The sequence below is a fragment of the Streptomyces sp. NPDC004610 genome (assembly GCF_040609715.1).
In the GTDB taxonomy this organism is placed as follows: Bacteria; Actinomycetota; Actinomycetes; order Streptomycetales; family Streptomycetaceae; genus Streptomyces.
The window spans coordinates 65,421-77,569 of record NZ_JBEXLA010000001.1 but is presented as its reverse complement, the minus strand read 5'-3'; the positions used below and the strand labels follow the sequence as shown (position 1 = coordinate 77,569).

General features: G+C 71.9%; 12 protein-coding genes. 9 read left to right on the top strand and 3 right to left on the bottom strand.

The features are described from left to right. Window positions 1-29: 29 nt before the first annotated feature. The 6 genes from ribH to ABZX40_RS00275 all read left to right on the top strand — a co-directional run bounded on the left by ribH (window position 30) and on the right by ABZX40_RS00275 (window position 4,825). On the top strand, window positions 30-515 hold the full coding sequence (ribH, locus tag ABZX40_RS00300) for a 6,7-dimethyl-8-ribityllumazine synthase (RefSeq protein WP_355733198.1): 486 nt from the start codon (window positions 30-32) through the stop codon (window positions 513-515). A 34-nt stretch (window positions 516-549) separates the two neighbouring features. Next, window positions 550-822: a phosphoribosyl-ATP diphosphatase gene (locus tag ABZX40_RS00295; RefSeq protein WP_355733200.1), complete on the top strand. Its 273-nt coding sequence runs from the start codon at window positions 550-552 to the stop codon at window positions 820-822. Between the two features lie 44 nt (window positions 823-866). Continuing rightward, entirely contained in the window at window positions 867-1,715 is an 849-nt protein-coding gene (gene hisG, locus ABZX40_RS00290) for an ATP phosphoribosyltransferase (RefSeq protein ID WP_355733202.1), read from the top strand. Between the two features lie 20 nt (window positions 1,716-1,735). Beyond that, window positions 1,736-2,239 carry a PH domain-containing protein gene (locus ABZX40_RS00285; RefSeq protein WP_355733204.1) on the top strand — a complete coding sequence of 168 codons (504 nt, stop codon included), beginning with the start codon at window positions 1,736-1,738 and terminating at the stop codon, window positions 2,237-2,239. 208 nt (window positions 2,240-2,447) lie between these two features. Beyond that, entirely contained in the window at window positions 2,448-3,773 is a 1,326-nt protein-coding gene (locus ABZX40_RS00280; RefSeq protein WP_355733207.1) for a hemolysin family protein, read from the top strand. Continuing rightward, complete coding sequence (locus tag ABZX40_RS00275) at window positions 3,770-4,825, top strand: hemolysin family protein (RefSeq protein ID WP_355733210.1); 1,056 nt, start codon at window positions 3,770-3,772, stop codon at window positions 4,823-4,825. Before ABZX40_RS00280 ends, ABZX40_RS00275 begins: the two co-directional genes overlap by 4 nt. Before the next feature lie 9 nt (window positions 4,826-4,834). Here the strand turns inward: ABZX40_RS00275 and ABZX40_RS00270 are convergent, their stop codons facing one another. Further along, window positions 4,835-6,736: an AAA family ATPase gene (locus tag ABZX40_RS00270; RefSeq protein ID WP_355733213.1), complete on the bottom strand. Its 1,902-nt coding sequence runs from the start codon at window positions 6,734-6,736 to the stop codon at window positions 4,835-4,837. A 458-nt stretch (window positions 6,737-7,194) separates the two neighbouring features. Then, on the bottom strand, window positions 7,195-7,827 hold the full coding sequence (locus ABZX40_RS00265) for a hypothetical protein (RefSeq protein WP_355733362.1): 633 nt from the start codon (window positions 7,825-7,827) through the stop codon (window positions 7,195-7,197). Window positions 7,828-8,137: 310 nt separating this feature from the next. Here ABZX40_RS00265 and ABZX40_RS00260 point away from each other — a divergent pair, with 310 nt between their 5' ends. From ABZX40_RS00260 to ABZX40_RS00250, 3 genes are all read left to right on the top strand, one after another. Beyond that, the gene (locus ABZX40_RS00260) at window positions 8,138-9,502 is read left to right on the top strand and encodes a peptidase C39 family protein (RefSeq protein WP_355733216.1); all 1,365 of its coding nucleotides are present in this window, start codon (window positions 8,138-8,140) and stop codon (window positions 9,500-9,502) included. Between the two features lie 218 nt (window positions 9,503-9,720). Further along, entirely contained in the window at window positions 9,721-9,885 is a 165-nt protein-coding gene (locus tag ABZX40_RS00255; RefSeq protein ID WP_355733219.1) for an SCO1431 family membrane protein, read from the top strand. Window positions 9,886-9,973: 88 nt separating this feature from the next. Further along, entirely contained in the window at window positions 9,974-10,657 is a 684-nt protein-coding gene (locus ABZX40_RS00250) for a TetR/AcrR family transcriptional regulator (protein ID WP_355733222.1), read from the top strand. A gap of 73 nt (window positions 10,658-10,730) precedes the next feature. Here the strand turns inward: ABZX40_RS00250 and ABZX40_RS00245 are convergent, their stop codons facing one another. After that, complete coding sequence (locus ABZX40_RS00245; protein ID WP_355733225.1) at window positions 10,731-11,993, bottom strand: glycoside hydrolase family 18 protein; 1,263 nt, start codon at window positions 11,991-11,993, stop codon at window positions 10,731-10,733. Window positions 11,994-12,149 lie beyond the last annotated feature (156 nt).

Genomic DNA, 12,149 nt, shown 5'->3' with positions numbered 1-12,149 from the left:
ACCCGACGAACCCGAGGAGAGAAGAGAACGTGAGCGGCAAGGGCGCACCGGAACTGTCCGTGAGCGATGTGGCCGACCTGCGGGTCGGCGTGATCGCCGCGCAGTGGCACGAGAAAGTGATGGACGGACTGGTGGACGGCGCCCTGCGCGCCCTGCGCGACCTGGGCATCGCCGAGTCCACCGTGCTCCGCGTCCCCGGCAGCTGGGAACTGCCGGTGGCCGCCCAGGTCCTCGCCGGCCGCGGCTACGACGCCGTCGTCGCCCTCGGCGTCGTCATCCGCGGCGGCACCCCCCACTTCGAGTACGTCTGCCAGGGCGTCACCGCCGGCCTCACCCGGGTCGGCACGGACACCGGTGTCCCCGTCGGCTTCGGCGTCCTCACCTGCGACACCGAGGAGCAGGCCCTGGACCGCGCCGGGCTGCCCGGCTCCAGCGAGGACAAGGGCCATGAGGCGGTGACCGCCGCCGTCGCCACCGCCGCCGCCCTGCGCTCACTATCCGAACCATGGCGTTAGCCCGCCCGGCACACCGCGTAAAGTGGGCGCCACCATGTCCAAGAAGACGTTCGAGGAGCTGTTCACCGAGCTCCAGCACAAGGCCGCCCACGGCGACCCCGCCAGCTCCCGCACCGCCGAACTCGTCGGCAAGGGCGTCCACGCCATCGGCAAGAAGGTCGTCGAAGAGGCCGCCGAGGTCTGGATGGCCGCCGAGTACGAGAGCAAGGACGCGGCGGCCGAGGAGATCTCCCAGCTGCTGTACCACGTCCAGGTGATGATGGTCGCCCGCGGCATCTCCCTGGACGACGTCTACGCCCACCTGTAAGCCCCGCAGTCCCCCCTCCGCCTCACGCAAAGGAAGCCGACCTCATGCTGCGCATCGCCGTCCCCAACAAGGGTTCCCTTTCCGGCCCTGCGGCGGACATGCTGCATGAGGCCGGCTACCGCCAGCGCCGCGAGTCCAAGGAACTGCGGATCGTCGACCCGGTCAACGAGGTCGAGTTCTTCTACCTCCGCCCCCGCGACATCGCGATCTATGTCTCCACCGGCCGCCTCGACATCGGCATCACCGGCCGCGATCTGCTGGTCGACTCCGGCGCCGGCGCCGAGGAGATCCTCCCCCTCGGCTTCGCCCGCTCCACCTTCCGCTACGCCACCAAGCCCGGCACCGCCGACGCCCTCGCCGACCTGAACGGCAAGACGGTCGCGACCTCCTACGAGGGCATCGTCGCCAAGCACCTCGCCGACAGCGGCATCGACGCCTCCGTCGTCCACCTCGACGGCGCCGTCGAGACCGCGATCGAACTCGGGGTGGCCGAGGTCATCGCCGATGTCGTGGAGACCGGCACCTCGCTGCGCAACGCCGGTCTTGAGGTGTTCGGCGAGCCCATCATGCAGTCCGAGGCCATCGTCGTCCGCCGCACCGGCGCCGATGTCGAGGAACCCAAGGTCGAGCAGTTCCTGCGCCGCCTCCAGGGCGTCCTGGTGGCCCGGACGTACGTGATGATGGACTACGACATCCGCGCCGAGAACCTCGAAGAGGCCGTGGCGATCACGCCCGGTCTGGAGGGCCCGACCATCTCCCCGCTGCACAACGAGGGCTGGGTCGCCGTCCGCGCGATGGTCCCGTCCAGCGACGCCCAGCGGCTGATGGACGACCTCTACGACATCGGCGCCCGCGCCATCCTGACCACCGCCATCCACGCCTGCCGCCTCTGAGGCCGAGAGGTACCGAACCGATGCCGGACCAATCGATGCCGGACCAGCCGAAGCCGGACGAACCGACGCCGGAGGCGGCGCCCGCGCTGCCCGTCACCTTCCGCCCCACCCGCACCCGGGCCGTGCTGCTCACCGCCGCGACCGCGATCTTCACGGTGGTGTCGGTGATGGCGCTGCTGCTGGACCGGCTCTCCACCGCCGAGCGGATCAGCTTCGTGTTCACCGCGGCGCTGCTCTCCGCCGTGGTGCTGGTCCTCGCCCGGCCCCGGGTCGTCGCCGAGGACTCCGGGGTCACGGTCGTCAACTTCGCCAGCGCCCGCCGGCTGGAATGGGCCGAAATCATCCGGGTCAATCTGCGCGTCGGTGATCCCTGGGTCTTTCTCGACCTCAGCGACGGCACCAGCCTCGCCGTGATCGGTATCCAGCCCGGCATCGCGAAGGAGCAGGCCATCGCCGATGCCCGCGCCCTGCGCGCCCTGGTCGAGGCCCGCGCCGGACAGCCGGCCGGCCCACAGCACGGCTGACCCGCCGCGTCCACCCTCCCGCGGGCGCGGCTGTCGTGATTAATCTGGTCCCGGAGGCGTTTCGCTGCGCCCCGCCCCCGTGATCGCCGCCCGGCGTGCGGGGGTTCCAGCTACCCGAGGAGTGACTCCCTCCGGCGATGGACGGACCGTCCTGTAGTACCTGCGCCGCCCCCGGTCGACATAGCGTCGAGGTCGAGGCGGCGGCATCATGACCCTCCCCCTTCTCTTACTGGCGGCAGCCTTTCTGCTGATTCTCGCCAATGGCTTCTTCGTGGCAGCCGAGTTCGGCCTGGTCACCGTGGACCGCCCCGACGCCGAACAGGCCGCCGCGGCCGGGGACCGCCGGGCCGCCACGGTCGTCGCGTCCCTCAAGGAACTCTCGTTCCAGCTCTCCGGCACCCAGCTCGGCATCACCCTCACCTCCCTGGTCGTCGGCATGCTCGCCGAACCCGCCCTGGCCCAGCTCCTGGACGGCCCCCTGCTCGCCACCGGACTGCCCGAGGGCGCGGTCCCCGGTGCCGCCGTGGTCGTCGGGATGTTGCTGGCGTCCGCCGTGCAGATGGTGGTCGGCGAACTCGTGCCGAAGAACTGGGCGGTGTCCCGGCCGCTGGAGGTCGCCCGGTTCGTGGCCGGCCCCCAGCATCTGTTCGCCCGGGTCTTCCGCCCGGTGATCGCGGCCCTCAACGCGGTCGCCAACCGGCTGGTCCGCGCCCTCGGTTTCGAGCCCGCCGAGGAGCTGGCCTCCGCCCGCACCCCCGGCGAACTCGTCTCCCTGGCCCGCCACTCCGCGCGGGCCGGTGCCCTGGAGCAGGACACCGCGGACCTGTTCGTCCGCACCCTGTCCCTCGGCGGGCTCACCGCCCAGCACGTCATGACCCCCCGGCTGAAGGTCGCCGCCCTCCAGGAGACGGCGACCGCCGAGGACGTCGTCAACCTGGTACGGGCCACCGGGCTCTCCCGGTTCCCGGTCTACCGGGAGCGGATCGACGAGATCGTCGGCATGGCCCATCTCAAGGACGCCCTCGCCGTCCCGGTCCATGAGCGGCTGCGCACCCCGGTCGACCGGATCGCCCGGCCCGCGCTGCTGGTCCCCGAGACCCTGCCGGTGCAGCCGCTGCTGGCCCGGCTGCGCAGCGAGCAGCCGATCGCGGTCGTCGTCGACGAGTACGGCGGTACCGCCGGGGTGGTCACCCTGGAGGACATCGTCGAGGAACTCGTCGGCGAGGTCCGCGACGAGCACGACGGGCAGGACGCGCCCGAGCTGTGCCCGGCCCCGCCCGAGGACGGCCGCCCCGCCTGGGACGCCGACGGCAGCTGCCGGGTCGACACTCTGCGCCGTATCGGCCTGGACGCCCCGGACGGACCGTACGAGACGGTCGCGGGGCTGGTCGCCGATCTGCTGGGCCGGATCCCGGCCGTCGGCGACCGGGCCGAGCTGCCCGGCTGGCGGCTCGCGGTGCGCCGGGTCGGGCACTACCGCGCCGAACGGGTCCGGCTGGTCAGGGCCGCCCCGGTGCTGGAGGCGGTCCGATGAGCGTGCTGCAACTGCTGTTCGCCGGGCTGCTGGTGCTGGCCAACGGGTTCTTCGTCGGCGCCGAGTTCGCCCTGGTCTCCGTCCGCCGCAGCCAGATCGAACCCCTCGGCACCGCCCGCGCCCGCCAGGTGCTGTACGGGCTGGAGCATCTGCCGCGGATGATGGCGGCGGCCCAGTTCGGCATCACCGTCTGCTCGCTGACCCTGGGCGCGGTGGCGGAACCGACGGTGGCCCGGCTGCTGGAGCCGGTCTTCGCCTGGGTCCGACTGCCGCACGCCATGATCCACCCCCTGGGCTATGTCATCGCCCTCGCGGTGGTCGTCTTCTTCCATCTGGTGATCGGCGAGATGGTCCCGAAGAACCTGGCGATGGCCGCACCGGAGAAGGCCGCGCTGTGGCTGAGCCCGGGGCTGGTCGCCTTCGCCCGGCTGTGCGGGCCGGTCACCGCCGCGCTCGGCGCCTGCGCCCAGGGTGTGCTGCGGCTCTTCCGGGTCGAGCCGAAGGACGAGATCGAGGCCGTCTTCACCAGTGAGCAGCTCAACCGGCTGGTCGAGGACTCCGGTCAGGCCGGACTCCTCGGCCCCGAGGAGCAGGAGCGGCTGGAGGACGCCCTGGAGCTGGGCTCCCGCCCGGTGACGGACGTCCTGCTCGCCCGCGAGGGCCTGGTCACCGTCGATCCGTCGGTCACCCCGGCCCGGGTCGTCGCCCTCACCGCGCGCACCGGCTACTCCCGGTTCCCGGTGGCGGCGGGGTCCGGCCCCTTCATGGGGTACCTCCATGTCAAGGATGTCCTGGACCTGGAGGACGCCTCCCGGGCGGTGCCGCAGCAGATCTGGCGCCCCATGACGACCCTGCGCCCGGATCTCCCGCTGGACGACGCCCTCACCGTGATGCGCCGGGCGGCCACCCATCTCGCCCAGGTGGCGGACGCCTCCGGCCGGGTCCTGGGCCTGGTCGCCCTGGAGGACGTCCTGGAACTCCTGGTGGGGGAGGTGACGGACCCGGCCCATCAGCCGGCGGCGCGACTGCCGGAACAGGTACTGGCCACATAGGGCCGGTGGTCATATCGCCGACGGATCCTGCGGCCCCCGCCCCGACAGCACCTCCCCGTACGCCTGCATCAGATCCGGCAGTCTGAGGGTCGCCAGGTCGTCCCGGGAGAGGCTGCCCGGGTACCCGGAGAGCCGCAGGTCCCGGTAGGCGCAGCTCTTCTCGTACAGGGTCCGCAGGAACCGGCCGTTGCCGAGTTCGTCGATCCAGCCCTGGTCCACCACATGACCGGCGATCGAGCGCAGCTCGTCCAGGGCCTCCTCGTCCCAGACGTCCCCGTTCTCCGCGGCGAGGACCTCGCCGATGGAGGTGAGTTCCTGGGGGCGGTAGGAGGGGAAGTCGACGCGCGTCGTGAAGCGGGAGGAGAGTCCGGGGTTGGCGGCGAGCAGCCGGTCCATGCCCTCCGGGTACCCGGCGAGGATCACCACCAGATGGTCCCGGTTGTCCTCGGCCCGCTTCAGCAGCACCTGGAGCGCCTCGTCCCCGTACGCGTCCCCCTTGCCGTAGCCGGAGTTGGAGAGCGCGTACGCCTCGTCGACGAAGAGGACCCCGCCGAGCGCGGAGTCGATGAGTTCATTGGCCTTGACGGCGGTCTGGCCCAGATACTCGCCGACCAGATCGGCGCGCTGGGCCTCCACCAGATGGTCGCCGCCGAGCAGCCCGAGGGCGTAGAAGACCCGGCCGAGGATCCTGGCCACCGTGGTCTTGCCGGTGCCGGAGGGGCCGGAGAAGACGAAGTGACGTTTGGGCGGCTGCACCGGCAGCCCCTGACCGGCCCGCAGCCGGGCCATGTTCAGCTGTGCGGAGAGCGCCTTGACCTGGCGTTTCACCGGTTCGAGACCGACCATGCGCTCCAGTTCGGCGAGCGCCTCCTCAAGTAACGCGGCATCGGTCGGCCCGGCGGGCAGTGCGGGCTCGGGGGTGGTCGTCTTGGCGCGTACCACCGGGTCCGGCACCGCCACCGGCGGCAGCGGTCCGGCCGGGGGCGGGCCGCCGGGCGTGCCGGGGCCGCCGGGGCCCGGTTCGGTCAGTCTCAGATTGCGGTCCTCGGTGCCGAACAGCGGATCGAGCCCGTCCGGTCCGTCGAAGCCGTCGGGTCCGACGCCGGTGAGGGTGAGCGCGGCGAGGCCGTCGGCGTCGTCGTAGCCGTCGCCCTCGGAGATGGCGGCGAGCCGGGCGGAGGTGTCCATGAAGGCGGGGTCGACCCGGTGCACCGCCCGGTACAGGGGGAGCGCGGCGGCGCTGCGCCCGGTGCCCTCGTGCGCCCGCGCGAGCCAGTAGCGCAGCTCCTTGCGCTGCGGCTGTTCGCTGCGGCAGCGCATCAGCGCCCCCGACAGCATCGGCTCGGCCTGCCCGTACATCTCCAGCCGGACCCGGGCCATGCCGCCGAACAGCCCGGCCTCGATACCGAGCAGCGGATCACCGAGCAGCGGGTCGGTGTGCCGTACCAACTGCTCCCAGTCCTTGACCAGATAGGAGCGGCAGGCGTGCAGAAAGCGGACCTGGGGGTCGGTGTCGACCGGCGGGAGGCCGGCGAGCGCCCGGTCCAGCTCCGGCACATGCCGTCCGTCCAGCCAGTGCGAGGCGTGCGCGAGCAGCAGATCCCGCGGGCTCTCCAGCACCGGCTGCACCCACCAGCCCAGCCAGTACCAGGAGTTGAGCGTCCGGCAATGCCGGGCGCGCTGTTCGCCGAAGCGGTCGCGGTGGCGGTGCATCCGCAGCAGCGCGGTCGTGGTGTCGACCCTGAGCGCGTGCAGTCCCAGCCAGCCGTCCGCCATTCCAGGGTCGATCCTGACCGCGGTCCGGAACTCGTCCTCGGCCTGTGGATAGGCCCCCATGGTGTAGGCGTCCACACCTCTGAGCCAGGCCAGATCGGCGGGGGCCTCGGGGCCGCCCTGCGTGCCGAAGTCCATCAACGTCCCCCCACAAACCGTGCCCCCGTCGGTGTCCCCCCGGGCCGTCGCCCGGTGGCCGCCGGCTTCGCCAACCGCTGGGCCGCGGACCGGAGTTGCCAGGTGCGCGAAGCAGCCGTCCGTAGGTCGCACCGAGGGCATGGTACCCGCGGCGGCTGGGCCCGCCGTAGGGTGCCGCACGGCCCGTTTGGCGAGGTGGCAGCAGACGGGGCGCACACCTCACGGTGACCCTGGGTGAGCGTGGGGCGGCGCTGGGCGCGCGGAGAGGGGGTGGAGAAAAAGGTCGAAAGGGGAGAGAAGGCAGAACGAAGCCCCCGATCACGGGGGAACAACCGGGGGCTTCGCGTCCTGCGGCGGCCTCGACGGGCCGCACGTTGAGAACGTAAGTCCTGTACGGCCCTTGGGTCAAGCCGAGTTGAAGCACCGGCTCAAGTTCGAATGCAAGGGTCTTCACAAGTTCAGCACATTGACGCCGGGTCCTCACCCTCGGTGACGATCTGGTCCGGGTCCGCGGTCATCAGCGGCCCCGGCAGCACCGCGTACCCCTCGGGTGTCTGCCGTACCAGCACCTGTGCGCGGGGGCGTGAAGGGTCCTCGGCGAAGTGCCGTTCCTCCGCGGCGACCCACCCGGCCCAGAACTCCCGCTGCTCCGCCCCGTCCCGGTCCCGCCCCCGTGCCCACGCCGTCTCACGCGGTACGTCCATCCACAGCAGCCCCGCCAGATACGGGCGCAGCGCGCGTCGGCCCGCGCCGACGCCCTCGATCAGCACCACCGGGGCGGCGGGCAGCGTCCGCGGGGCGCCGAAGGCGTGGGTGCGCCAGTCGTAGGGGGAGTAGCGGGCGCTCTCGCCGCGGGCGAGCGGGGCGATCACCTGGCCGAGGAGGCGGTCGGTCCAGTCGAAGAGCGCGGTGTGGGTGGCGATGTCGTCGAGATGGAGGACCGGGACGGCGGCCCTCCCGCCGGGCAGCGCCTCGGCCAGCCGGGCGGTGAAGGTCGTCTTCCCCGACCCCGCGTGCCCGTCGACCGCGATCAGCCGCACCGGCCCGCACGACGGCGGCAGCGCGGCGAGCCGCCCGGCGAGGGTGGCCAGCGGGGCGGTCGGCGGGGCGGTCGACTGGGATGCCGACGGGGATGCCGGCCGGGAGGTCGGCGGGGAGATCGGAGGGGAGGTCGGCGCGGTGTGCGCGGGGTCATCCGGGTGGGACATCACCCCATCATCGCTGGTACGGGTGGGGGAGCGGGGCGCGGGGCGGTCCCGGTCGTATCAGTGGACTGAACCAATATTGGTCCCCGCCGCACGGTCCGGGATGCTGGCCGGAATGCGTCCCCGGCGGTCATAGTGGGCCCACGCGGTCGGCCCGGCCGCGCGACCGTCCACGGATTCCGGGGGTCCCTCAGCCATGCGCAGCGCCGAACAGCCGTCCCGCAGAACCGTTCTGGCCGCGACCGTGGCCGCCGTCGCCGTGGCCGGCGGCACGGGGTCCGCCTCCGCCGCACCCCGCCAGGGCGCCGCGGGCCCCGGCCGCGCCCCGGCCCGCCCGGTGGACAACCGGGCCTGGACCTCGTACGGCGACTGGCGGTCCGGGATCGCGCGGGGGACGCGGGCGGTGCCCGGGAGCCGTGCCGGGCTGGTGATCGCGGCGGCGGCCGGTACCGCCGAGTACCCGGACCCGCACACCGGGACCACCGCCGTCTGGGAGTACGCCACCTGGACCTCGCCGGTGCACCGGCTCACCGTGCCCGCCACCGAGGCCATCGTCTCCTGGAACGCCGAGACCCCCGCCGGGACCTGGCTCCAGATCGAGCTGACCGGCACCTACTCCGACGGCACGGCCACACCCTGGTACGTGCTGGGCCGCTGGGCGTCGGGCGACGGCGATCTGCGGCGCACCTCGGTGGACGACCAGGGCGACGGCCGCAGCAGTGTCTGGACCGACACCTTCTCGATCGACGACCCGGCGTCCGGGCTGCGGCTGGCCGCGTACCGGCTGCGGCTGACCCTGTACCGCAGGCCCGGCACCCGGCTCACCCCGACCGTCCGGCGGGCCGGCGCGATGGGCTCCGACGTCCCCGACCGCTTCACCGTCCCGGCATCGGCGCCCGCCCTCGCCGCCGAACTCGCCGTCCCGCGCTACTCCCAGGAGATCCACAAGGGCCGGTACCCGGAGTACGACAACGGCGGTGAGGCCTGGTGCAGCCCCACCTCCTCGCAGATGATCATCGAGTACTGGGGCGGCCGGCTCACCGAGGAGCAGCTCTCCTGGGTCGACCCGTCCTTCACCGACCCCCAGATCTGCCACGCGGCCCGGCACACCTACGACCACCAGTACGCGGGCTGTGGGAACTGGCCCTTCAACGCCGCCTACGCGGGCACCTTCGACGGACTCCAGGGCGTGGTGACCCGGCTGGCCTCGCTCACCGAGGTGGAGACCCTCATCAAGGCGGGCATTCCGGTCATCACCTCACAGTCGTTCCTGGCGTCGGAGCTGACCGGCGCCGGATACGGCACCTCCGGGCATCTGATGACGGTGATCGGCTTCACCGCCGACGGCGATGTGATCGCCAACGACCCCGCCTCGCCCAGCAACGACGCCGTCCGCAGGGTCTACCGGCGCCGCGAATGGGAGAACATCTGGCTGCGCACCAAGCGCTACAACGCCTCCGGCAAGATCGCCTCCGGCACCGGCGGGGTCTGCTACCTCTACTTCCCGGCCCGCCCGAACGCCCGCCAGCGCAAGGCCCTCGCGGCGGTCGGAGTGCACTGACCCCGCCCGTCCCGTACGGCAACCCGTCCCCGACCGGCGCGGAACCCGTAAGGCCCTCCTCCGGCGCGGCTGTGACCAACCGTCCCGTAAGGCCCTCCTCCGGTGCGGCTGTGACCAACCTCTCGGCCGCGAAAGCCGCCGACGGTGGCAAGGTGGACGGATCGGCACATCGCCGACCCGGGGGAGTCCACCGTACGCACGACCGGAGCGAGATCCGTATGACCGCGCACTCCACCGCACCCGGCGCACCCGCTGCCTCCCCGCGATCCCGGGCCCGCACCGGCGGCCCCCGTACGGACGGTCCCAGGATCGCCGAGCAGGTGGCCGGCTGGACCCTGGTCGTGGTGATCGCGATGCTGATCACCCAGCTCGGCCTGGTCTGAAGGGCCCGTTCCGCCGCGATGATCTCCGGGGCGGGGCCGACCTGGCATACTGCTCAGCCCTGCCGCCCGGATGAGACCAGGGTCGAATGTGAGTACCAGTCAACGGCGTGACGACGCCCCCCGTCCCCGGGCCCGCGGCACCGAGCGCTCCCAGGCCCGCCGCGCCGAACTCATCGCCATCGGCCGCCGGCTCTTCGCCGACACGTCCTACGACACCCTGTCGATGGACGACATCGCCCGCCAGGCCCGGGTCGCCAAGGGCCTGATCTACTACTACTTCCAGTCCAAGCGCGGCTACTACCTGGCCATCGTCCAGGACGCGGTGTCCGAGTTGATCACCTCCGCCGCCGGAGGTCTGGACCTCGCCCCGGCGGACCGCGTCCACCGCACCATCGACGGCTATCTGCGCTACGCCGAGCACCACCAGGCCGCCTACCGGACCATCGTCAGCGGGGGCGTCGGCTTCGACACCGAGGTGCAGGCCATCCGGGACGGGGTGCGCGAGGCGATCGTCGACACCATCGCCGAGGGCGCCTACGGCAGCCGGGAGATCACACCGGTCGCCCGGATGGCGCTGCTGAGCTGGATCTGCGGGGTGGAGGGCGCCGCCCTCGACTGGATCGCCCGCCCGGTCCTGGACCGGGACACCGTGGGGCGGCTGCTGGTCAGGACCCTCGGCGCCACCCTGCGCGCGGTGGAGGAGATGGAGCCCGCCCTGCGCGCGCCGGGCCCGGCCCGCCGGGACGGAGTACCGGCGTCGAGGGAGGGCTGATCGGTTCGCGGGAACGGCAACGCCTCGGGGCGGGAATCCGCCGATTCCCGCCCCGAGTCCTGTGCGGTGCCCGTTACTTGATGGACTTGATCAGCTCACCGTTCGCGGTGTCGCCGCTCAGCTCCCAGAAGAAGGTGCCGCCCAGGTCCTGGCGGTCCTTGTACTTCATCTTGGTGCCGATGGTCTTCGGGGTGTCGTAACTCCACCAGTTGTCACCGCACTTGGCGTAGGCGGTGCCGCCCACGGTGCCGGTCGCGGGGCAGGTGTTCTTCAGGACCTTGTAGTCCTCGAACCCGGCCTCGTAGGTGCCGGCCGCCGGTCCGGTCGCCGTACCGCCGGGCTCCGCCTGGGTGACGCCGGTCCAGCCGCGGCCGTAGAAGCCGATGCCGAGCAGCAGCTTGGAGGACGGGACGCCGAGGCTCTTCAGCTTGGCGATGGTCGCCGCGGAGTTGAAGTCGGCGTTCGGGATGCCCGGGTAGGCGGTCAGCGGCGAGTGCGGCGCGGTCGGACCGGCCGCGGCCCAGGCGCCGAAGAAGTCGTACGTCATCGGCAGGTACCAGTCGACGTACCGGGCCGCGCCCGCGTAGTTCGCGGCGTCGATCTTGCCGCCCGCGCTCGCGTCGGCGGTGATCGCGGCGGTGACCAGGTTGCGCTTGCCGAACTCGGCCCGCACCGCCTTCATCAGCGCCGGGAAGGACTCGCGACCGCTGGTGTCACAGGTGGCCCCGCAGGCGTTCGGGTACTCCCAGTCGATGTCGATGCCGTCGAAGACGTTCTTCCACTGCGAGTTCTCGACCAGGTCGTAGCAGGACTCGGCGAACGCGGCCGGGTCCTGCGCCGCCTCACCGAAGCCACCGGACCAGGACCAGCCGCCGAACGAGTACAGCACCTTGATGTGCGGGTACTTCTTCTTCAGTTCGAGCAGCTGGTTGAAGGTGCCCTTCAGGGGCTGGTCCGCGGTGTCCGCGACGCCGTCCACCGACTCGGCGGCGGTGTAGGCCCGTTCGGTCGCCGCGTAGCTGTCACCGATCGCGCACTTGCCGTCGACCACATTGCCGAAGGCGTAGTTGATATGGGTGAGCTTCTTCGCCGAGCCCGAGGTGTCGATGTTCTTGACCAGATAGTTGCGGCCGTACGTGCCCCACTCGGTGTAGTAGCCGATCACCTTGTCGGAGCCGTGGTGGGAGGCCGACTGCGCGGCCTCGGCGACGGCCGCGGCCTCGGGCTTCGCCGAGGCGCTGGTCGCACCGGCCAGCAGCCCGGCGCCGAGCACGGTCGTACACACCGTTGCCACGAGCGCCCGGAATCTGGCGCGAGGTCGGTGGAGAGAACGCATCAAGAATCTCCTGGGGAGGGAAAGAGCGCGGGCCGATTGGCATGAACGCATAGATGCGGCGATGAACGGCACCTTAGGAGGACTAGACCAGTCGGGTCAATGGTTCGGACCAATTCTGGCCATGGGGGGTGTGATCGGGGGGAGTCGGCGGGTTTT